The following is a 21,981-nucleotide window of genomic DNA, read 5'->3' on the forward strand; positions in this document are numbered from 1 at the left end:
TGGATGATTTAAAATATCGATTCTGACTGTTTTGATCCTATATGTTTAGAGGGGAATCGGGAATGGGGCATTGGGGATTGGGTACAAGAGGCAGAGGTGCAAAGGGGAAAACTTACTGCAACTTCTCCTCGGTCACTGAGCGTAGCCGAAGTGCTGCTTTCCTGCTCTCCACTCCCCTATCTAACAGAGTTACTTTTACTCCCTTCTGGACTGGGCAATGTAGTCGTGTTAGTAACTTTTTTAAGTTCGATAAAAATATCGTAACGGTTACTGCGATTGTCGCTGACAGCAGATGTCATCCCAATTGTGCGCGTTGCATCTAACAAAGTTTGTTGATTGGGAATTAGAGTTGGTAAAGGGAAATTTTTCACAGTTCGTTCCACATCCAGGAAAAATTGACCATTCGTCGGATTGGGTTCTGTAGGAACTGTTTGTTGGAAGGGAAGAGTGCCAGCTAGTGTGTAGTTGGGTTTGGGAACAATTTTATCCGCGATCGGAGCGCCCACTATCAGAAAAGCGACATCTCCATCTAACCAACCGTGGGTTGCAGTTAACGTACCATAAGGTGATACCCAGTTAACAACGGGTTGACCTGCGACTTTCCCCGGTTGCACTTGAAACTGGTATTGATTTTTCATTACTTCATCCAGTTGACTGATGGATGCTTCAGCTGATTTGCGTAGGCTTTGCCCACTATAGGCATCGCTTGTCTGTACCATGAACAGCAAACCCGCACGAAAATCATTTGGCGAACCTTCTTTTGGAGTAGCAGGAATCACTGATAATAAAAATTCCCCTTTCATCCAACTAAGTAAATCCTTCTCTAAATCGAGATCAGTAAGAGATTTTATACCACCTCTAATCTGTTCTGGTGCGATCGGTGATAAAGGATTTCCCTGAGATGTTAAAACATAGTCTCTCCACAACCTCTGTAAGTTACCACCAGTAAGCATCATTAAGGTTTCCGCAGGTATGCGGCTTTGCATTTTCCCAGCTTTGTTTTCCACCACCAGCACACGTTGACTATTAGGATTTAACCAAGAAACGCCCTTGAAGCGGATTCCTTCTGACTCTAAGGTTATTGTCCCTGCTAAACCTTGGTTGTTTTGCAGTTGAGCCAAAACTTGAGCAGGTAAAGGTCGGTTTGGAGAAGCTGCGGCTATTTTCGCAGCTGTTGGCACATTCACATAAAACTGGGCAAAGGGTTGGTAGTTGGCAATTTTCGGGAAATTCTCAGTAAAGCCGCCTGTTGTGGCTAGGGATGTTTTATTTTTGTAGGCGTCGATCGCTCGTTCTGTGGCTTTGGGACTATCAGTTATCACTAAAAAACGCCCATCTAGTAATGCAGCCGAGAAGTTTTGCCCTGCTTGTCCCTGACTTTGTTTAATGGCGATCCCTTGATAAGTGCGATCGCTCCATTTGCCTTGTTTAAGAATTTTAGGTTGTGCCAAAATATTTTTGGCGATTTCTGGGTTTTTCACTGGCAATACCATTACCATTGATTGCTGATCGCTGGCAGCATTTTCATTGGTGGTAACTGGTTTGGGTGCAGGTTTATTCCCTGTTGCTGGAGCAAGAATTGCGATCGTCACGTCATCGCCTACCCAAGGAGCGATATCTTTCTGGAAGTCGTAACCATTATTCGTCAGAAAGCGATCGCGTAACTGGACTAAATTTTTGTCCAGTTCTGTTTGGGTTTCTTTTGTCCCAAACTGCCGCAATTTCTGCCACTGCTGGGGATCTGTTGTTAAGGAAACTGCAAACAGGGCATCACCAGGAATAATATTTGCACCTACTAGCAAATCGCTAGAAGATATTTGTCTCTGGGCTAACAACCAGTAAGCTACACTCCCCGCACCAATCAATAACCCAGCAGCCGAGAGCGTCAGCACCAGAGACGGTTTCTTATTTTTCTTCATCTGAACAGACACAAGAGGCGGTGGCATTGAAACCTGTACCTTATACTTGCAAACTTATTACTTGCTTGATTAGTCAAGTACACCAACAGTATTACCCATTCTTTAGGGCAGTTAATTATATTAAATTTTTCTACCCTAGATGCTGATGGTACTTCGATAATCAACTTTCCGTAGTCTTTTAAAAGCTATGTTTTTGGCTCAGTTACCATTTTTAACACGCTTTGTTGAATTTCGTAGGACGTTTCCCTAAGATTAATTCCTCTGTCGGAAAGTTTCCACAAGTAAATCTGTTATTCCAAGCAATTCAGAGAATATAACATTTTTTTCGGAGTTCCAGAAATTATATACAATCAGAAAACTCTAGGTATTGTAATGGTTTTAGCGATTTCTCTCAATTCTTCTTAAAGTATTACCCCGCTCTAAGAACTCTATTTTTATGCGATCGCCTACCTATACTTGCAACTCAAATCCAGGTAGTATATCTTCTCCAGAAACAATCGCTGGCATTTGTACAACTTCTACAGCTTTTAAAAGTCGGTAAATTTCAACTTGACGATCTTGAGGATTAATCAGCCAACCCAAGCGCAGACCATTTTTAATGTATTCCTGCATTTTCTCTTGAATTGGTGCAAGGCTCACTGTGTCCGAACGCAGTTCCATCACAAAGTCGGGTACAAGTGGCGGAAATTTTTTTCGTTGTTCTGGTGTTAAAGCTTCCCACCGCTCCAATTTTACCCAAGCAGCATCAGGAGAACGTTTTGCACCGTTGGGAAGTATAAAGATAGTTGAAGAACTAAAAACTTTTCCTAATTTAGCTTGACGATTCCAAATTTCTAAATCAGCAATCAGTCCAGCTTCCTGATTTCCGCTTTCTCCTCCTACTGGTGGCACAATTATTAATTCTCCAGATGCATTCATTTCCAGGCTTAGATCACGATTGGCAATACACAATTGATAAAATTGCTCATCGGTTAAATGAGCAATCGGTTCTAGATTAAGCACAACAGTATTCATTAAACCTTTCCTCGTGTCTTTCTTACTAACATCAGTAGGAAATTATTGCTTGTTGGAAGATTTCTTGAGGTGTAATTTGTAGCCCTTCAAATAATGAATCTTCTAAACTATAGCCGTAGTCACACAGGTTAGGACAGTGTTGATTGCTCAAAGTTTTGAAACAACTGGGTTTTTACTCAGCACTCAGCACGGGCTAAACGCCCCGCTTCCGCTAACAGCACTCAGCACTCAGCACTTAGCTATATCAGTACCGATCGCTGCAACAATAATTCAACGTTCCTTTGATAATTTCATTGCATGATTTCAGCTACTTAGTTTTACTCGATAGCGATCAGCCTACATCATGGCTTCTTACTGATTTTTGGAATTTAATTGCATAGCCCCCAAATATTTAGTTAAATAAGGTGAAAAAACCTCATAAATTAATGTCAGTGGCTGCCCATGATGCCAAAACAAATAGTGGCGACCCCAAAAAGGCCCAGTTTCACCAAAACCGGACTCTAGTGCCAATGAGTCACCGTAGTAAATTCCTCGAACATCCCGATACAATTCTGTGCGAAGACGAGCTAAACTTGCCCAAATTGGTAATGAACGGTTTTGTAAATACTCATCGACATGACTGGCTTCCCACCACGAAGTAGCATAAGCTAATCTTTGACCAGAAGCGGTACGCAGCCATACTTGTCGCCGTAATCGCGGTTCTGGGACAGCTTGGATTAACTCAGGAGCTCCATCCAAGTCCATGCCAATCAATGACATATCAATAACATCTACTTCTACAGCCTCTCCTGTAAGCAATTCTAAGTGACGTGTTGGGGAGCCGTCACCCAAAAGCATTAGCTGCCATGCAGGTGCTAGCTGAGTGTGAGGTAAACTTTGTTGAATTATTTCCTCCCCTCCTTGCCAAATCGGAGTGAGGCGATGCCAAGCTGGTGGCAGTGTTAGGTTGTGTGTCGGCGTAAAAGAAATAGTCAATGCTTTTTACAAAACTTCACCTATTTCTATAAAAGCATAAAAAACTAGTACTTTGACAAGGCAACTTTGCTTAGTATGTAATAAGCAGTGAAGTGCTTCAGAAAAAGACTAAAGTCATCACTGCAAACTTAAATATTTAAGGGTCAATAGTCTAAGGTTTTTTGACCTATGACTATTGACCCTATGCTTAAACAAGCAAAAATGCGGATGGCGAGACTCGAACTCGCAAGGCAAAGCCACACGCACCTCAAGCGTGCGCGTATACCAATTCCGCCACATCCGCATAGTTTGTCTAAATATAGACTATAGCATAACAAAGGTGATATCTAAATTCAGTTGCTCAAAAATATAAATTTTCTCAAGGCGGTATCAGACTGACAGAAATTTAGCAGCTGTATAAGTGATATTGAAAAGGGTAGAGCTACTGTGTTCGGCAAAGTGCAATGGCGTATCCGTCTGCTGTAGGCGATTTCTACGATGGGCTATGACGCACGCTTGATAGCCCAGCGTAAAGCCTACGGCATAGCTTCGCTTAGAGCGATGCAGGAGCGTCTGACTTGCTATCGGCGTTGCAAAAGCCCAGCTTGGTAGTCTAGCCAAGACTTACAGCAGCAATGTTGTTAGTGTAGTAAGACCCATAGAGACAGCAAGCCTGCAATATGCAAGTTTGCTTAGAATCAGGGTGGCGAATCTCCTGTGATAATTTGAAATAATGCGGAAGCGTTGTTTCAAGTTGGATCACAGAAAATGTCAATCTACTGGTAATGATATCGAAACTAAAAAATGAAGTTTGACAAAATATTAATTGCCAATCGGGGAGAAATCGCCCTTCGCATTCTCCGCGCCTGTGAAGAAATGGGAATTGCCACAGTTGCGGTTCACTCCACCGTTGACCGTAATGCTCTCCACGTCCAACTTGCTGATGAAGCAGTTTGCATTGGCGAACCTGCTAGCGGTAAAAGTTATTTGAATATTCCCAATATTATTGCTGCTGCACTGACGCGCAATGCTACTGCCATTCATCCAGGCTATGGTTTTTTGGCAGAAAATGCCCGGTTTGCGGAAATCTGTGCCGACCATCATATTGCTTTTATCGGCCCAACTCCAGAAGCTATGAGACGGATGGGCGATAAATCCACTGCCAAAGAAACCATGCAAAAAGCTGGAGTACCGACAGTACCAGGTACTGAGGGATTGGTAGAATCCGAGCAAGAAGGATTAGGATTCGCCAAAGATATCGGTTATCCAGTGATGATCAAAGCTACAGCAGGTGGCGGTGGAAGGGGTATGCGCCTAGTTCGTTCGGAAGACGAATTTGTCAAACTTTTCCTCGCAGCTCAAGGCGAAGCAGGAGCAGCTTTTGGGAATTCTGGCGTTTACATAGAAAAATTTATTGAACGTCCCCGCCACATCGAATTTCAAATTTTGGCGGATAACTACGGTAATGTCATCCACTTGGGTGAACGGGATTGCTCAATTCAGCGCCGGAATCAAAAGCTGTTAGAAGAAGCTCCTAGTCCGGCTCTCGACCAAGACCTACGTGAAAAAATGGGACAAGCTGCTGTCAAAGCTGCTCAATTCATTAACTACAGTGGGGCTGGTACTATTGAGTTTCTCTTGGATAGATCCGGTAAATTCTACTTTATGGAAATGAACACCCGGATTCAAGTAGAACATCCTGTAACAGAAATGATTACTGGGATAGACTTAGTTGCCGAACAAATCCGCATTGCTCAAGGTGAAAGACTCAAGCTTACTCAAGAGCAAGTAGTATTACGAGGTCATGCGATCGAATGTCGAATCAACGCCGAAGATCCCGATCGTGACTTTCGCCCTTCTCCTGGACGGATCAGTAGCTATTTGCCCCCCGGAGGGCCTGGTGTGCGGATTGATTCCCACGTTTACACAGATTATCAAATCCCACCCTACTACGATTCCTTGATCGGCAAGTTAATCGTTTGGGCGCCAGATCGACCCACTGCTATTAACCGGATGAAACGCGCACTGCGGGAATGCGCCATTACTGGACTACCAACCACTATTGGGTTTCATCAAAAAATTATGGAAACTCCACAGTTTTTACAGGGTAATGTCTATACAAATTTTGTGCAGGAAATGAACGGTTAGGGGAGTGGGGAGTCGGGGAGCAGTTGCAGTAAGTTTTATCCCCTCTGCCCCTAGAGCCTCTTATACCCAATGCCCAATGCCCCATTTTTAATTCACCGAGATAGCATAGTCAGCAATCCTTGTTGACCTAGCAGAATTTCTCGTAGCAGGCTGAAGATACCAACCCAAATAATAGGTGTAATGTCTACCCCACCTATAGGTTGCACCAGCTTTCGCAAAGGGATTAAAAATGGCTCAGTGGGCCAAGCTATTAAATTAAAGGGCAACCGATTCAAATCCACTTGCGGATACCAAGTGAGAATGATACGAAATATAAATAAGAATGTCATTACCCCTAACACAGGGCCAAGAATCCAAGCAGTCAGGTTAACACCAGTCATCGGTTTCAGGTACTATCTATCTGTAAAGAAAGAAAAAACTTAGGCGTCGGCAAGCTTCGCCTTGCGTAGGCGTAGTCCGTCGTAGACATCGCCAGGAAATTTTAAGCTTTGTAAAGCACTCTGATCATCATTTTAACCAAATGCTGTCATTTCCTTCTGAAATAGAAAAGCGAACTTGCTGACGCGGTTAACTCAACAAATGGTGAAAGCAGTTACCAAGTTTAGCAGTTCATGGTTAGAGGCTTCTCAAGAAAGTAATACACTATTAAAATTAGGATGAAGTGTGTAAAAAAAGGTTGAGAAGTATGACGCCTTCTTTAGCAAATTTTCTTTGGAGTCTGCTATGGGGTACAGCAATTGTTGTGATACCCGTTACAGTTGGTCTAATTTTCATTAGCCAAAAAGATAAAATACAGCGTTCATAATGCTTATGAGAGTTAATTTAACTCTCATAATCGATAGTCTGTCAGCAATCTACATTTATTTCACCAAAAGCAGCATAAACTGTGGCTGGTGGCAGTTGTAGATGATAGACATAGACGTTTTTACTTTTCGGTGAATAGCTTCAGAGCTTCTTTGCCAGAGGCTTTGAAGCTTCAATATATTGTGACTAATTAGAGTAGTGATTTTAATTGTGACTCGCTAACATAGATTTGATATTGGGAAAACAGCAATGATAAATTTTGGGCTGAACTCAGCCAGTTTTCTGGCTCAGGTAAATTTTGGGGCAAACTCAGCCAGTATTCTAGGAATTTTCCTGGCTGTGGCTGGGGCAGCACTGTATTTTCTCCGCACTGTGCGCCCAGAATTGTCACGGGATCAAGATATCTTTTTTGCAGCAGTCGGCTTGCTTTGCGGCTTCATTCTTGTCTTTCAAGGATGGCGGCTAGACCCGATTTTACAATTTGGTCAACTGCTTTTAGTTGGCACAACTGTGTTTTTTGCAGTTGAAAGTATTCGTCTGCGGAGTATAGCTACCCAGCAAGCAAAGCGCAACACTCCGATTGTGGACGATGAGCGAGAGGTAAGCGGAAATTATTCAATGAACCGCAACCGCAAGAGGTATGGGGCTGAGATGGAGGCAGACTTAGATCCACTGCCTTATGAAGACGAGGAAGAACGACCCCCGCGTCGCCGGATTCAGGGTAGCAGAGATGAGATTTCCACTCGTGATGACTACTACGAGGAGCAACCCCCCCGTCGTTCAGAACGCCGTAACAGCAGTAGTGAAAGACAGGCTCCATCTGATAGAATGCGTCGGCGGACTTCTGGGCGTCCTGTAAATCGCCCTTCTGAAAGCTTTGAAGAAGAGAACTGGGGTTCTTCATCTAGGCAAGTTGATGATTGGGAAAATTCGGGTGGGGAAGTTAGAAAACCTTCTCGCGGTAGTAATAACGGGTCACAGCGTCCCGAAAGTCGTGAAGATGATGTTTCTCTCAGACCGAGAAGGCGTCGTCCGCCCACTGACTCAACTCCTCGAAGACCGCGCGAAGATGATGATGCGATCCCAACTGATTATGTGCCATACAACCCAATTGAAAAACCAAATGAGGGGTCAGATAATTTGAGCGATTTTGATGACGATGTTTAAAACAGTTGGCGTGCAATTAGGTTTAAAGGCGACGGAAAACAGTTGAGGTGGAAAAATTTACGCCTGCATTTTGGCTCCAAAGACCAATTCATTGGAGCCTGGTTTTTGGTTTAACAAGTTTGCTTGTATCTTGTGGTTCTAACGATATTCCCATAGGACCTACTTCTCTTAACAGTCGCTACACTGAAGAGCAACCTGCTTTGAGTGGAAATGGGCGCTTTTTAGCGTTTGTATCTAATCGCAATGGTAATCAGCAGCTACTAGTGTACGATTTGGAGAGGCAAGTGTTTATTGGCACACCTGGGATAAACCGACAAGAGACAATTGCCGAAAGTCCTAGTTTGAGCTACACCGGGCGTTATATTTCTTATCTTACTAGCGATCAAGGTAGACCAGTGGTGGCGCTTTACGATCGCGCTACGCAACAGTCACAAATCGTCACACCAATTTATCGCGGCTGGGTCAGAAAACCAAATATTAGTCCAGATGGACGTTATGTTGTCTTTGAAACCGCCACTCGTGGTCAGTGGGATATTGAAGTCCTAGACCGAGGGCCAAATATTGAGTTAGATATTCCCAACGGTGCAACTGTGGGTTCACCTCCGTAAGGGGAGATGAGGGGGATGAGGGGGATGAGGGAGCAGGGGGAGATGAGAGGGACAAGGGGAACAAGGGGGAATTATTGAACGAAGTTTCTTCCTTGTCTTCCCAATGTCCCATGCCTCTGGAGCCTCTTGTGCCCAATGCCCAATGCCCTGTTTGGCCAATGCCCAATGAAATATATATGAAACGTGTTTTTTTTATACCTGTATTTTTCTGTTTAAATTTATTGACTGGGTGTTTTGGCTACCCTCGCATTTTGAGTTATCCCTTTGATCCGGGGGGTCGGAGTCTCAATAGTTTCGCGTCGGAATTAAACCCCCAAATTTCTGGGAGATACATTGTTTTTATTACTGACCGACGCGGTAGCCAAGATGTTTATATGTTTGATACAGTAACTCGTGATTTGGTTGATTTGCCAGGTTTAAATTCCTTTGATGCGATCGCAAATCATCCTAGCGTTTCACAAGATGGTCGTTATATTGTGTTTGCTGCTAGCCGTCAGGGGCGATCGGCTATTTTTCTCTACGACCGAGAAACACGCCAATCACGGAATTTGACCAACAACCTGCAAGCGGAAGTCCGCAACCCTACAATTAGCGCTGATGGTAGCAGGATTGCTTTTGAGTCTAGTAACAATGGTCAGTGGGATGTTTTAGTATATGACCGTTATGGACAACCGTTGAATATACCTCAAGAACCGCGTTGAAGAATGGGGATTGGGGATTGGGGACAAAGCAAGGGAGCAGGGAGCAGGGAGCAGGGGAGTAGGGGGAGATGAGGAGGATAAGGGGGAATTATTGAACAAGTTTCTCCTTTATTTTTGAATGCGTGAATTTTGAATTTTGAATTGTTAACTCCCCCCTCTTGCTTGTCTCCTTTGTCTCTTCTCCATGTCCTGTTTGGCCAATGCCTTATTCCCTATTCCCTTCTACTTGTTGCACAGATTCAATAAGCGATCGCACTTGTTCTGTCCCCTCGGAAGGTTCAAATGATAGGGGAAACTTACCCCGAAGGATCATCCGCAAACCGAGGGGTGCAAGACTGAGTAATCCTTTTAAATCCTGAAAGTAGTTAGCAACTACTTGTAAACCAAATTGGCGTTCATCAATCCAACCACCTTCTTTAACTAAATCTATCAATACTTTCCGGTGACGAATTGAACGACTATCACTGGCTTGTTTCTGGGTGAGAATTTCTTGTTTAACTTTGGTGATTTGTTCTAATGGTGCAACTTCCATTGGACAAACAGAATCGCAGTACAAACAACGGGTGCAACCCCATACGCCTTTAGTACCTTCGTTGTAGCTTGCTAAACGATTTTCGGTATCGCTATCGCGGGAGTCTGCTACCATTCGGTAAGCTTTGGCAAGGGCATGGGGGCCTACAAAGTCTGGATTAACTTCACGAGCGTTGCATTCAGAGTAACAAGCACCGCACATAATACAGTTACCAGTTTGATCGAGGCGCGATCGCTCTTGTGGTGTTTGCAAAAACTCTCTTTCTGGTACTTGTCGTGCTGCCGTACTCACATAAGGGGCAACTGCCTCTAAATTATTCCAGAAACTGCTCATATCTACAACCAAATCTTTAATCACGGGCATATTGCCAAGAGGTGCGATCGTGATTTCACCAATAGCATTTACTTTACTTTGGGATGATGGTATTTGTTGTAATCTGGCAAGTTCGCTCCCAACATTTTCTTTACAAGCTAAAGCCGAACGCCCATTAATTCGCATAGCACAACTACCACAAATAGTATTGCGGCAATTTTTGCGAAACGCTAAAGTTCCATCTTGCTCCCACTTAATATGATTGAGGCAATCCAAGATTGTATTACCTGGTTCGGCCTCTACAAGGTAGGTTTGCACAACAGGGGAGGAATTTTGTTGCTGTCGAATGACCTTAAAAATAACTTCCATAACCACTAACCAAAATTTTAAAATTACTTCACCAGCCTCAATAATCATGAGTTAAAGCAGGTAGTTGCGAAAAGTGAGTTATACTTTTTCGCCCCTAATTCAAACTCTAGTGTTAACAGGCTGACGATTAAAGGGCGACTGACTTCTAGTTTAAGGATAACCATTAAAATTTTACTTGTAGTAACGTTGTAGGCAAGATTTTTGTCAAATTCTGAGTTAAAACGCCAAAAATGTCATCGCAGCTTTGCATTGAATTTACCTGTTTGGGAATGTAAAGGAAAGAGAGTTTGCTTAAAAAGTAACTTAAGTCGATCTTTGACCTAGCGATCGTATACAAATGAAATGCATGTGAGGTTAACAACACGTCTTGATGTCAACTTGAGTCAAGCAGTCCTGACAGTAAAATTCCGTCAAGTGGTAGCGAAGGTGGAATTTTTTGATTATATAGAAGTGTGAAAGCCCATGTTTAATATATAGTAGTGGCAATCAAGTACTAGGCACATGTTAAGAGATTTATTCTTCCCATAGACAGACGTGCAAAATCCTCTCGCCGCTTTTGACCTGAAGATAATAAACCGAGGAAAAATCCTCACCACTTTCAAAGAAAAGTTAGAGCACCGCAAAACCCGGATGTGCGAGACTTTTCGCTTTTTGGCTTGCTCTCAATCAAGAAAATATGGGATTGAACTCATTGGTCAAAACTGCTCGTCTCAATTATATAAATTTTTATAAAATCCAGATAGCAATGCTCACGCTTGCAATAAAGGGTTAAGAAAATCGTCACTGCTTTTTTCTTCTTTAAGTCCAGGAATTTAAATAAAAATTTACTAGCAATTTTAATTCAAAATTAAACAACTATTTTGCTATTATTAGTCCATGCTAGTATTTAATATAAAATTACGAAGTAGCAAAACCAGAATCAATAGCCGTATCAGCGCGGTTAATACTGCTTTGTTGATTCGTAATGTAGAGACAAGAAAATTCGCGTCTCTACTGGTAGGACAAAAGGGTGTATGCCCATAGGACTCTATTGAAATACTATGCTGTCCTAAGCTTGAGAGTACGAGTGGAGAAAACTCTACTTGCTCATTGGCAATAAAGGCAAGCACTGAAAGTGAAAAACCTGCAATTCTTTGGGTCTACGACTTATTTGCAGTAGAACCTAACCCCATTTGTAAAGGTGGCTGAAAGTTACACCGCTACAGTAGCGCCAAAGGAGAAAATAGTTTTCTTTCTGATGGCGAATAATGGTTAAAAGTGCCGTAACATCGCCAAAATTAATGTCTATGGCAACTATGGCCTCTAGTTGGTTGTGGACAACCATATATAGAAGTGCTTTTGGCTCCTATCGACAGGAATTCACCCGTTACACTAGGGTCTTCAGTAGCTCTATGCAAATGCTAAAAAATAAAATGCTGGCATGAGACTACATTGTTTATCAGTTTGGAGAGAGTAAGGAAAATTTGAGCATAATGACTGAAACTGCAACTGCGCCATTAACTGGAAAAGCACTACTTGCTAAAGTAAAAGAACTTTCCACATTACCACGCCGAGAAAGAGCTAAACAGTGCGGCTATTACACTGTTACTAAGAATAACCAAGTTCGTGTTAATCTCACCGATTTTTATGACGCTTTGCTATCTGCAAGGGGAATTCCTCTAAGTCCAGAAGCACCTAAAGATGGTCGTGGTCGTGAACCGACATATCGGGTTAGTGTCCATCAAAATGGTCAGATTGTAATTGGTGCTACATACACCAAAGCAATGGGCTTGAAAGCTGGAGATGAGTTTGAAATTAGGCTGGGATACAAACATATTCACCTGATTCAACTAGGTGAAAGCGATAAAAAACTAACCTCACAAGATATAGATTCTGACGAATCAGACGAAGATTTGGAAGACGAAGAGTAAATTTGCTGATGGTAAAGATAAGTTTCAGGTGATGATAACTTGTCCTTACCCCGACAGCAAATTGGTAGCCAGGTAAAAAATACGATTAGACCCCTTGCAGAAGTCACCAAATTTAGTAGAGTCTTGATTAATCAGCAAGAAATCTATAATGCAAGAAGTCTATCGTGTTTTTTTTGTTTATTTTGATAACTTTCTTTGAGTTTTCGGTCAACGTCTTACTGGCGTTTAGAGAAAATGCACCGCCACTAGTTATAGTGACGGCATTTTTTGTTTGCTGGATAGTTTGCTGGTTGCCAGTAGCAACAGTATCAGCAATATTGCTTAATTGGCAACCTCCTAAACCTTTACAGCCAGAGCAAAAAATGCCGTTATTGGTTTCACTTTACCTATTAGCTCCCCCGATTCTCTGGGGAGTTATTTGGTTGACTAATAAATCTTTTTCAGATTACGGCTTTGTTGCCAATCTTTCAACTCTTAGTTCTTTAGCACTAGGTTTTAGTTTGGGAGTGCTGAGTCTAGCCATTGTATTTAGTGGGCAATTCGGATTGGGTTGGTGTTCTTTTGAAAAGTCGAATTTCAAGTTAGTATTACCCATTTTGCTACCGATTTTCTTGATAGCGTTGTTAGTCAGTGGGATAGAAGAGTTAGTTTTTCGCGGTTTCCTGTTCACAGAATTAGCGCAGGATTACCCAGCTTGGGTAGCAGCAGCAATTTCTAGCTTGATTTTTGCCTTGTTACACTTGGTTTGGGAGCAACGCGAAACTGCACCCCAACTTCCTGGATTATGGCTGATGGGAATGGTGCTGGTGTTAGCACGCTTTGCCGCAAGTGGTAATTTGGGTTTAGCTTGGGGATTGCACGCGGGATGGGTATGGGCGATCGCTACCATAGATACAGCAGAACTAATTACTTACACAGGTAAAGTCTCTGACTGGTTCACAGGTAAGAACAAAAAACCCCTAGCTGGCTTGGCGGGAATTATTTGTGTATTGGGAACTGGAATAATTATTTGGTTCAACTCTTAAGTATTTTTATTTCCCATAGAAGATGTATGTTAACGCAGATCCCCAACTTCTTCGAGAAGTCGGGGATCTAAATCCAACGATTTAGTAGACACCATTCCACTGTACTAATCTTTATTTAGTACTCAAAACTACTCAGACCTTTTCATTCTGTCGATTTCTCGTTGTAATTCTTCAATTTGACGGCGTAAAATTTCTGTTTCATTTGCGGAAGATTCTGCTGCAACATTTACCGATCCAGAAGCAGGCGATCGCTGATAATTTCCTCGGCGAATTTGCTGATATTCTTCGGATATTGCCCACGACCGTAAGTAATGTAAGCGTTCAACAGGGAAAGGATGACTCAACATCATACCCTGAGCGCCATTGTAGATCAAGAATTTATATATCTGATTCAGTCCATCCTCATCCAATGCCTGATAATTTTCTGACTGCTTGATAAACTCTTGTAAACTACACTCATTGGCATATTTGTTACTACCGCCAGAAAGTTTCATCATCGTTGACATCACAGGATTCAAATCATCCATCACTAGTAGTGCAGCGCGATCTGACGATAACTCGGCTTTGCGCCGCCACTCAAAAAAGGCGTAAATCAAGCCTTGTGTGACAATATTACCGATGCCAAAGGTCAATTCTCCCAAGGCAGAAGCAGCACTCATCGCCCACATCGCCATTTGAATTAAAATAGTATGACCACATTTAATATGCCCCAATTCATGGGCTAGCACCGCCCGAATCTCGGTTTCGTCTAGTAAGTCTAGTATCCCTGTATTTATGACTATGTAAGGATTCTCTTGCCCCAGCGCATAGCTATTTGCTTGGGGATTTTGCGAGACAAACAGTGTTGGTTCTGGGTAAATGTCCAAATCTCGGACGCATTCCCGAAACATCTGGTAAATAGTGGAATATTGACGCGGCCCGACTTGGATGGTGTTACCCATTAGATAGACTAATTGAGGGCGTTCGTAGATAAATTCCACAAATTTACGAGCGATTAAATCAAATCCTGGTAAATTTCGTAAAGCTTGCTCGGCTTGACGATCTAGTGGATGCCTAAAGGCTTCGCTGGAAATTCCTGTGTAAGTTGGCATAATTTAGGGTATTGGGTGATTGGTGATTGGTCATTGGTCATTAGTCATTAGTCACTTGTACTGAGCGTAGTCGTTGGCGTGGTCACTGAGCGTAGTCGAAGTGCAGCCTCTCCAAGAGTTGTATTGGTCATTAGTTTTGGATCAATGGCAAAGGACAAAGGACAAATGACAAATGACAAGATAATAGAAATGGGGCAATTGGAAGTAAAAATCACTTTGTATGGAATTGAAAGCGTGTGATTGAGGCAGAAGTTCATTTGTCACTACATAACTTTTTGCGATCGCAAGCGGGGTTCCCTTCCTGGCCCCATCATTTGACGATGGCACGGTTGGTAGCACGCGCCTTGCGCCTGGGACGTAGCGCCCTAATTCAAGTCGGGGCAGTTTGTGGCTATCAAGGGCGGTATCGTACTAGTTTCGTAGCATCAGCCCTGATGTGGCATGGCCCTGTAATTATTGTTGCTCAAGAAGCAGTTCAGCAACTTCTGCTGCGGGTGGAAATTCCCCGTCTACAGCAGTGGCTACCAGCCAATAAATCAATTAGAACAGGTGACGCTTGGCCTGATGCTGAGTTCCAAGGGCTACTGTTGACCTCCCCAGAAGCTTGGTTAAGAGGACAATTGGCTGGTGGCTCACGCTTTCCCCAAGGCATTCCCACAATTATTGATGGGGTAGACGATCTCGAAGATTGGGTGCGTCATCAACTTACTCAAGATATTCAACCCGATGATTGGGATCAACTGATGCTAGCTTGTCCCAACCAAGCTGAGGCAATTCGTGAAGCACGCATACAACTAACACACGAACTTTTTCAGCATCCTGCTAATCCATATCAGTGCTATCTAATTTCCCAGCCAGAAATAGAAATTTTAGGCCATCTTTATGCTGCTTTAGAGACAGTACAAACACTGCCGGAACCCTGGAAAAAATTCTGGCAACAATTTCAAACCCTTAACGAAAATCTTTCCCCCTCATCTCCCTCATCTCCCCCATCTCCCCCACCTCTCTTCTGGGCGACTATTGCCCATCGACAAGGTTTATTTTCTTTGCACTACGCCCCAATGGAATTAGGGGAAATACTCTCGCCTATTTGGCAGCGACAACCAGTAGTTTTAATTGGCAGCGCTATCGAACCGGAAACTGAGGCTCCCCTTTTTCGCCAGCGCCTGGGTTTGGACGATTTAACTTGCCTGAAATTCTCCTCGGAGAACCAAGCGGAAGCAATTCAACTGTATGTACCCTATAAGTTGCCCCTACCCAACACACCAGAATTTCAAGCAGCATTTATTCACAAAGTCCGCACACTAGTTTGTCTAAGTGCGACAGCACCAGGGTTGACGGTTGTCTTGGTGGGAGATGTACCACTCAAGTCTCAAGTGGCGACAATTCTGGCCTCAGAGTTTGGTTCGCGGGTGCAAGTAGAAAAAACTTGTTTAGATGAAAATGGTATTTTGATTAGCGGTTGGGAATTTTGGCGAGAACATCAACGAGTCTTGCCCGCACCCCATCTGTTAATCATTGCTACTTTGCCCCTACCATCTTTGGAAAATCCCCTGGTAGCTGGTAGAGTAGCTCTTTATAAGCGATCGCATCAAGATTGGTTCCGTTTATACTTGTTGCCAGCAGCTTTAAATGAATTACAACGGGCGATCGCTCCAGTACGAGAAAGTCAAGGGATTGTGGCTTTACTTGATAGTCGTGTAGTTAACCGCAGCTACGGCGCTCAAATTCTCGCAGCTTTAAGTCCTCTGGCACGCATTAACTATCTCGATCCCAGCCTGTTTTCTAACACTGGTGAAGAAAATTCAGCTTAAGGTTATTTCCCAATGTCCTTCAGGAGTGCTGAGTGCTGTTAGCAAAAGCGGGGCGTTTAGCCCGTGCTGAGTGGGGAATCTCACTTCTTTACTCGCTTGCCGAGGAACTCGAAACTCGGAACTGTTTTGCCCCCCAATTTACATTTTGTCAACAAAGCGCGATCGCAAACAAGCAAGCACTATTATCAGCTTATGGAAGGTGATGCGATTCATCGCCTCTGGAGTAGGCATGATTAGTGGCAAAATAAATTTAGAACCTAAGTATAATTTGAGTTGCTGATTATGGGTGAAGCAAAACGTCGTAAAACCACACTAGGGAAAACATACGGTCAAGAGACTCGGATCTTATCTTGGGTTCCGATCACTAAAACTCAAGGCGAACAATTTGTCACTTGGACTACTCGTGGTGCTTGGATAGGCATTGGTCTTATGGTTGTGGGATGGGCAACAATCCGTTTTATCGGCCCAGCTTTCGGTTGGTGGCAAGTAGTCTATTAATTCTTAATTCATAATTGAATTAGTTGGATATCCAGACTCCAACTAATTCAAGACCACTAAAAAAGACAATGACGCGCAAGTGTTTCGCCAATAATTCCGAATTACGTTGGCGCAACGGTAGCGAGTTTGCATACCCTATGGGAAAGCAAGCTAGGCGCAGCCTCTTGTAGAAAGCATTATGACGAATTACGAATTAGTTAACTGAGTTATTAATAAAAAATAATTACTCGCTTTGGATAGATAATCGAAATATATTATATATGCATTAAGTTTGGTAAAACTAAACTAAGATAAGAATCCTTCTAAATTGCCGTGCTTTAGTTCGTACAACTTTCTGAAAATAATCTGAAAATACCTGGAAATATTGCCTAAATGGCAACATTGCTCTGCTGAGTTTAGGTATTGTCAGTGTTAAGTTTCCCCATGTGGATTCTACACTCACACTTGTCTACTAACTAGGCTATCTTTGTATTGATTATTACATTTATCACTTGCTACTACTTAATCTATAATTTGCACTGTCATCTGCTTCACTTTATATATATAGGAGGAATGAATTTGGTATAACTAATCATTTGTCTATACCAAAATCTACGTTAGAAAGAAAACAGATTAAACATCTAAAAGAGACACTATAACGATGCAAAACTACATTATGGCATTTAATAACAGTGTATTTGGCTGCTCATAGCCAATAAAACCCAAATATCTAGCTTTTTTGTAGTTGACTAGTGCTAGATTTAAGTTACTCTTAAAGCGGATCGCTTACTCTAAGAATCTACCCTGACAGAAGTGTATAAAGATATAGTTAAATTTAGCAATTCTGTCCGAGATTTTGAATTTGCAAACTGAATAGTTTGATACGACCCTCAAAATCCCGATCCACTACCCTAAACAAAGTAGTCAATTAACGACTCAATATCATCTGTTTGGTAATTGTAATGAATAGTTTACAATACCAATGGGTGAGAAAATCTAAAGAAAATATAAAAGAAACTCAACTTACTGTGGTGTCTGGAGGACAAAAGTGTTTCTGAGACTAGCACATCAACATCGACAATTCGTCCAAGACTTAGTAATGAACCTGCAAGCCTTGGCGATTGTATTAGAGCGGCGTGGGTATCCTGCATCCTGCTATACCTGTGGCGACCAAATGAATAGTGCATCGTTTATGGTTAGCTTGGGTGATAACCACCTGATTCGATTTTTAGTGTCCGATTACGGCATTACTTGGACGGAAATGCGGGATGACCGCGAATTAATGAAGCTAGAGGGTGCGGAGGCAATTAGCCAATTAGACGAACTGGCCGATCTTGTCAAGCAATCTATGCAAAGTGATACAAGCTCTAAAACTCTTGCCAAGAAGTATTAAGGTTTCAGAGGTCGATGGCAAATTAGAAATTGATTATTGGTAACTGTTAATCGGTAATAGTGGCTTAGTTAGCGATCGCTCTTACCTATTTTTCCATTACCATTAAGTGATTGGCTATGGCTGGCCCATCGCATATTTTTTGGTATCTGCCAAAATCTTACGAGTCGGATTTTCAGCCTCTAGATAGAAGGTGTTAAAACACACCAAAGTCAGAGGTTGGGTAGTTGATGTCAGATGCGATACACCTAAAGTCCATTGCCAATTAAAATAAAGGGTGCCCAATAGTACGGATGACTAAAGTCATTAACTGCTGCTACGAGTGCATTATGACTTATTTCCTTCCAGTTTCCAGTAATTAATGAGACTTGAGCTTGGCGTAAAGCTTCAGTTTTAGTCAACTTTTCAGTAGAGAGGATACCATAAAAAGCACTCATGAGTGCTTGTGTACCACCATCATCTACAGACCACAAAGAGGCAATCGCGGCTCTAGCGCCGGTTTGTTGCATCTGATAGCCAAAGCCCAAAATTTCTTCACCGTTACCTAACTTGCCTCCCAAGCCGGTTTCACAGGCGCTCAACACTACCAAATCTACATTCGGGAGTGACCAAGTGGCGACATTTCTAAAATTAATGCGATCGCCATTCCCGAATAAAATAAATGAATCTTCTGGTTTACCGACCACAAAGGCTGCATGAGTCGCTAAATGGACAATTGTATAATCATCCATTTGGGGTACAGTGACTTTAGGGGTAAAGGCATCGTCTAAAAGCTTCGTAGTTTCAGGAACCGCAGCTGCTAGACTTTCCACCTCCCGCGTTGCAAAGGGTAAACCAGCGAAAGCAACCTGTCGATTACCAACTCTGATTTGATAATTACCTTTCGTAAAAGCACCTGCTAAAACCCGCAAAGTCGATTGTTTTGAGGTGTTTAAGTTAGTCAAACTGGCAGATGTAATATGATTCACATTGAAGCGCTGCACTAGCCATTGTTTGCCATCATATAAAGCAGTTAAAGGAATGTAGCGTAACCGATCGTCTGGAGCATAAATCAGAGTTTGCGTACCTGATAGCTTCAGGTCTTTCTCTATCGGTTTAATTAGCCAGTCATACAATTGGCGTGCAGGTGCTTTGATATTTCGACTGGGATTGATTAAAGCTTGGCGGAAAGCATCAATTGTTTGATAGAGGTTTTCGCGTTTTACAGCAACGGTGCGATGAATTGGTGAAGATTCAGGAGTTACCAAGACCAATTCCAAACTATCTTTTAAAATCAGTGGGTAGAGTAATGCCGATTTTTGCGGCAATCGCGCCAAGTTATCCCGAAGTTCGTTGAGACTTTCCAAATCCAAATTTTGCCGCCTCGCTGTACGACTAATTTGCTCTACCTGTGCTTTCACTGAAGGACTATTGATAAATTCGTTAAATCCATCTAGAAGTTGCTGTTGATTTAAGACTAGTTGTTCAATGCGTTGTTTCTGTTCGAGCGAGCGCTGTTGGGGGGAAATTTTACGTAATGTTGTCAGTTCTTTACCCAGCACAACAGCATTATCCACACTTTGATCCAGTTTTTGTTTAATTGGTTTTTCTATTGCCGCTATATTAATACCTTTGACAGTACGTTGATTACCTGGCACAGTCTGGAGATATTCCTCTAGTTCTTCAACTTTGAGTAAATCCATTGTCCTTTGTGCCTCAGCAACACGTTCCTGTTTTAGCAATCGTTCGCCCAAAATACGATATGTCTGGCTAACAGTTATGCTGTAAGCATCTGGTTGTGCTGCACTCAGTGCTGATGGATTCAAGCGAGCTTTCTCACGATTAATCAAGCAATGCTTGTAGAAAAAAATTGCTAACTCTGGCTGGTTTTGGATATCGAATAAGTAACCTATGTTACTGTAGGTTTTGCCAAGTCGAACCAGATCCCCAAGTTCTTTGTTAATCAATAAGGCTTGCTGATAGGATTGAAGTGCTTCAGAATACTTTTTTTGACTTTGGTAGATTCTGCCAATATTGTTGAATGTTACCGCTTCCCAAGAGCGTTCTCCAAGGTTTCTGCTGATGGCTAATGCTTGCTGTAATTTCTGTAACCCTTCCTTCGATTGACCTTGCCGAGATTCTTTAATCGCTTCTTTGTTAAGCCTTGCAATTTCTGAAAGCTGATTATTCTTGGGTAAAGCTTGAGCTTTTTCTGCAGAGTCGTATCTCAACCTTGCATTTGTGTTGACCTGGCTACTTTCTTGGTAAGCCATCCCAAAAGTTAGTAAACTAAGTAGAGTTAAAGTAACAACACCAACATACTGGAGATTAGGCTGCATAACAAAACACTCCCTATACTCGGAAGTGTAAATATTAAATCAAGAATTCCGGCAACACAATTAATTTTTATACTATTCAATAATTTTAAAAACTTATAGGTACTGAGAAAATTGAAGATGTCAGAAGAAAAACCCAGCCAACCAAAACTACCACCAACCAGCGCCCTTGACAATTCATCCAATCATGAATTTGCGAATTGGTTTGAATACCCTGTGAGAGTGCAACCCCACCACACTGACTATGCCGGTCTTGTCTGGCACGGTTCCTATATAGCTTGGATGGAAGAAGCGCGGATTGAATGCTTGCGATCTATAGGGGTTGAATTTGCTGATTTAGTCGCTATAGGTTGCGATTTACCAGTAGTAGAACTGTCGGTGCGCTATCACCGTTCAATTCAATTGGGTATGGCAGTGCTGGTAAAAACGCGTATGGCTGAGGTAACAGGTGTGCGAATCAATTGGGACTATGCCATTGTCTCAACTGATGGACAACAATTGTACGTCACTGCCAAGGTGACTTTAGTCGCTTTAGATCGCGAAAGAGGGAAGATTATGCGTCAGTTGCCGCCGAGTGTTAAGGATGCATTAGCCAAGATTTCAGCATTAAATAATAATTGAACATCAAAGGTTGTAAACACCACATAAACTTTGACGCCAGTTGCATCAAAATTAAAAATTTTGTCATTTCATATTTATCACAAAAAAATACAGGAGCCAAGAGTCAGGAGTCCGACTTTTCGCTGAATCCTCACTTTCTTTTTTTGACTCCTGAATTTATAGGATTTTGCATCTAAATGAAGTACATTCTTACTCCCCTTAATCCCTCCTTATAAAGGGGGAAAATAAGAAATCTTGTTCCCCACCCAATCGATCAGGGAGGGTTAAGGTGGGGTATTTTTGTACTTCATTAACTTGCAATCTGCTGTAGGTTTCTGAATTATTCTTCAAGCTTCACCTTTGATTAGCAAAATTGAAATATAGATTCTTACTTGCCAGTTTGGATCTGTGACAGATTTTGAGCAAACTGCATTAGGTAATGCCAAATGTCTTGGGGAGTAATGCCAAAACTAATATTTAATAAAATAAGGATTGCCGCAAGAGTTAATGCAGTGCTCACAGTTGCTTTCAGCAATTTCCATAATATTATGAAGACTATCCAAGCTACAATTAACGTAATAATCATATATATTAGTTCCTTAATAATTACCCTTGTCTGAAAGTGGGTTGACTCAGAAAGGGTAAACTTTTCTTTTGGTAAAAATTACTGGTATAAAAGATGCTAAACCCAGATTTGAATATTTACTCAAATGGGGCTTTTTGTAATAATTAGCCTGGAGATATTTTACCTAAAAACGAGAGAATTATTCATGTGATATGCTAGTTTTATTTGCAAAGTTTTTGTAAAGCTTTCTATTTTTTTGTAGATAA

Annotated in this window: 22 protein-coding genes and 1 tRNA gene; 12 read left to right on the forward strand and 11 right to left on the reverse strand. The window is 42.1% G+C overall.

Features of this window, described 5'->3' with window-relative positions; genetic code table 11:
- Positions 1–176 precede the first annotated feature (176 nt).
- The 5 genes from HWQ58_RS12165 to HWQ58_RS12185 form a co-directional block, all read right to left on the reverse strand.
- On the reverse strand, positions 177–1,946 hold the full coding sequence (locus tag HWQ58_RS12165; protein WP_292862273.1) for a DUF3352 domain-containing protein: 1,770 nt from the start codon (positions 1,944–1,946) through the stop codon (positions 177–179).
- Between the two features lie 423 nt (positions 1,947–2,369).
- Positions 2,370–2,933, reverse strand: coding sequence for a Uma2 family endonuclease (locus HWQ58_RS12170; RefSeq protein WP_292862276.1), 564 nt, complete (start codon positions 2,931–2,933; stop codon positions 2,370–2,372).
- A gap of 351 nt (positions 2,934–3,284) precedes the next feature.
- Entirely contained in the window at positions 3,285–3,908 is a 624-nt protein-coding gene (locus HWQ58_RS12175) for a chorismate lyase (protein ID WP_292862279.1), read from the reverse strand.
- 202 nt (positions 3,909–4,110) lie between these two features.
- Positions 4,111–4,191 (reverse strand) — tRNA-Leu (locus tag HWQ58_RS12180).
- Positions 4,192–4,277: 86 nt separating this feature from the next.
- A complete protein-coding gene (locus HWQ58_RS12185) occupies positions 4,278–4,508 on the reverse strand; it encodes a hypothetical protein (RefSeq protein ID WP_292862282.1) in 231 nt (76 codons plus the stop codon).
- A 183-nt stretch (positions 4,509–4,691) separates the two neighbouring features.
- Between HWQ58_RS12185 and accC the strand changes: the two genes are divergently transcribed.
- Positions 4,692–6,035 carry an acetyl-CoA carboxylase biotin carboxylase subunit gene (accC, locus tag HWQ58_RS12190; protein ID WP_292862285.1) on the forward strand — a complete coding sequence of 448 codons (1,344 nt, stop codon included), beginning with the start codon at positions 4,692–4,694 and terminating at the stop codon, positions 6,033–6,035.
- 92 nt (positions 6,036–6,127) lie between these two features.
- Here the strand turns inward: accC and HWQ58_RS12195 are convergent, their stop codons facing one another.
- Entirely contained in the window at positions 6,128–6,415 is a 288-nt protein-coding gene (locus HWQ58_RS12195) for a YggT family protein (RefSeq protein WP_292862288.1), read from the reverse strand.
- Positions 6,416–6,720: 305 nt separating this feature from the next.
- On the opposite strand from HWQ58_RS12195, the gene HWQ58_RS12200 reads away from it, so the two are divergent.
- The 4 genes from HWQ58_RS12200 to HWQ58_RS12215 all read left to right on the forward strand — a co-directional run bounded on the left by HWQ58_RS12200 (position 6,721) and on the right by HWQ58_RS12215 (position 9,315).
- Positions 6,721–6,840, forward strand: coding sequence for a photosystem II reaction center X protein (locus HWQ58_RS12200; protein WP_012412183.1), 120 nt, complete (start codon positions 6,721–6,723; stop codon positions 6,838–6,840).
- A gap of 248 nt (positions 6,841–7,088) precedes the next feature.
- On the forward strand, positions 7,089–8,006 hold the full coding sequence (locus HWQ58_RS12205; RefSeq protein WP_292862291.1) for a Ycf66 family protein: 918 nt from the start codon (positions 7,089–7,091) through the stop codon (positions 8,004–8,006).
- Positions 8,007–8,053: 47 nt separating this feature from the next.
- Positions 8,054–8,614 (forward strand): hypothetical protein, encoded by a 561-nt coding sequence (locus HWQ58_RS12210; protein ID WP_292862294.1) that lies wholly within the window; start codon positions 8,054–8,056, stop codon positions 8,612–8,614.
- A 176-nt stretch (positions 8,615–8,790) separates the two neighbouring features.
- Positions 8,791–9,315 (forward strand): Tol biopolymer transporter periplasmic protein, encoded by a 525-nt coding sequence (locus HWQ58_RS12215; protein ID WP_292862297.1) that lies wholly within the window; start codon positions 8,791–8,793, stop codon positions 9,313–9,315.
- A 205-nt stretch (positions 9,316–9,520) separates the two neighbouring features.
- On the opposite strand, the gene HWQ58_RS12220 is transcribed toward HWQ58_RS12215, so the two are convergent.
- Complete coding sequence (locus tag HWQ58_RS12220; RefSeq protein WP_292862623.1) at positions 9,521–10,528, reverse strand: succinate dehydrogenase/fumarate reductase iron-sulfur subunit; 1,008 nt, start codon at positions 10,526–10,528, stop codon at positions 9,521–9,523.
- Positions 10,529–11,690: 1,162 nt separating this feature from the next.
- A complete protein-coding gene (locus tag HWQ58_RS12225) occupies positions 11,691–11,852 on the reverse strand; it encodes a hypothetical protein (RefSeq protein ID WP_292862301.1) in 162 nt (53 codons plus the stop codon).
- A 148-nt stretch (positions 11,853–12,000) separates the two neighbouring features.
- Between HWQ58_RS12225 and HWQ58_RS12230 the strand changes: the two genes are divergently transcribed.
- Together HWQ58_RS12230 and HWQ58_RS12235 are read left to right on the forward strand one after the other, a co-directional pair.
- Positions 12,001–12,438 (forward strand): AbrB family transcriptional regulator, encoded by a 438-nt coding sequence (locus HWQ58_RS12230; protein ID WP_094350106.1) that lies wholly within the window; start codon positions 12,001–12,003, stop codon positions 12,436–12,438.
- A gap of 164 nt (positions 12,439–12,602) precedes the next feature.
- Positions 12,603–13,463 carry a type II CAAX endopeptidase family protein gene (locus tag HWQ58_RS12235; protein ID WP_292862304.1) on the forward strand — a complete coding sequence of 287 codons (861 nt, stop codon included), beginning with the start codon at positions 12,603–12,605 and terminating at the stop codon, positions 13,461–13,463.
- Between the two features lie 128 nt (positions 13,464–13,591).
- Here HWQ58_RS12235 and HWQ58_RS12240 read toward each other — a convergent pair whose 3' ends face one another.
- Entirely contained in the window at positions 13,592–14,554 is a 963-nt protein-coding gene (locus HWQ58_RS12240; protein WP_292862307.1) for a M48 family metallopeptidase, read from the reverse strand.
- Between the two features lie 236 nt (positions 14,555–14,790).
- On the opposite strand from HWQ58_RS12240, the gene HWQ58_RS12245 reads away from it, so the two are divergent.
- The 4 genes from HWQ58_RS12245 to HWQ58_RS12260 all read left to right on the forward strand — a co-directional run bounded on the left by HWQ58_RS12245 (position 14,791) and on the right by HWQ58_RS12260 (position 18,238).
- A complete protein-coding gene (locus HWQ58_RS12245; RefSeq protein ID WP_292862310.1) occupies positions 14,791–16,368 on the forward strand; it encodes an ATP-dependent DNA helicase in 1,578 nt (525 codons plus the stop codon).
- Positions 16,369–16,400: 32 nt separating this feature from the next.
- Positions 16,401–16,571 carry a hypothetical protein gene (locus HWQ58_RS12250; protein ID WP_292862313.1) on the forward strand — a complete coding sequence of 57 codons (171 nt, stop codon included), beginning with the start codon at positions 16,401–16,403 and terminating at the stop codon, positions 16,569–16,571.
- 79 nt (positions 16,572–16,650) lie between these two features.
- Positions 16,651–16,866, forward strand: coding sequence for a DUF2839 domain-containing protein (locus tag HWQ58_RS12255; RefSeq protein ID WP_292862316.1), 216 nt, complete (start codon positions 16,651–16,653; stop codon positions 16,864–16,866).
- A 1,027-nt stretch (positions 16,867–17,893) separates the two neighbouring features.
- Positions 17,894–18,238 carry a DUF1815 family protein gene (locus HWQ58_RS12260; RefSeq protein WP_292862319.1) on the forward strand — a complete coding sequence of 115 codons (345 nt, stop codon included), beginning with the start codon at positions 17,894–17,896 and terminating at the stop codon, positions 18,236–18,238.
- 245 nt (positions 18,239–18,483) lie between these two features.
- On the opposite strand, the gene HWQ58_RS12265 is transcribed toward HWQ58_RS12260, so the two are convergent.
- Complete coding sequence (locus HWQ58_RS12265) at positions 18,484–20,553, reverse strand: CHAT domain-containing protein (RefSeq protein WP_292862322.1); 2,070 nt, start codon at positions 20,551–20,553, stop codon at positions 18,484–18,486.
- 117 nt (positions 20,554–20,670) lie between these two features.
- Between HWQ58_RS12265 and HWQ58_RS12270 the strand changes: the two genes are divergently transcribed.
- Positions 20,671–21,171 (forward strand): thioesterase family protein, encoded by a 501-nt coding sequence (locus tag HWQ58_RS12270; protein WP_292862325.1) that lies wholly within the window; start codon positions 20,671–20,673, stop codon positions 21,169–21,171.
- Between the two features lie 367 nt (positions 21,172–21,538).
- Here HWQ58_RS12270 and HWQ58_RS12275 read toward each other — a convergent pair whose 3' ends face one another.
- Positions 21,539–21,736 (reverse strand): hypothetical protein, encoded by a 198-nt coding sequence (locus tag HWQ58_RS12275; RefSeq protein WP_292862328.1) that lies wholly within the window; start codon positions 21,734–21,736, stop codon positions 21,539–21,541.
- Positions 21,737–21,981: the final 245 nt, after the last annotated feature.

The organism is Nostoc sp. LPT, assembly GCF_017115165.1.
Taxonomy (GTDB): Bacteria; Cyanobacteriota; Cyanobacteriia; order Cyanobacteriales; family Nostocaceae; genus Nostoc.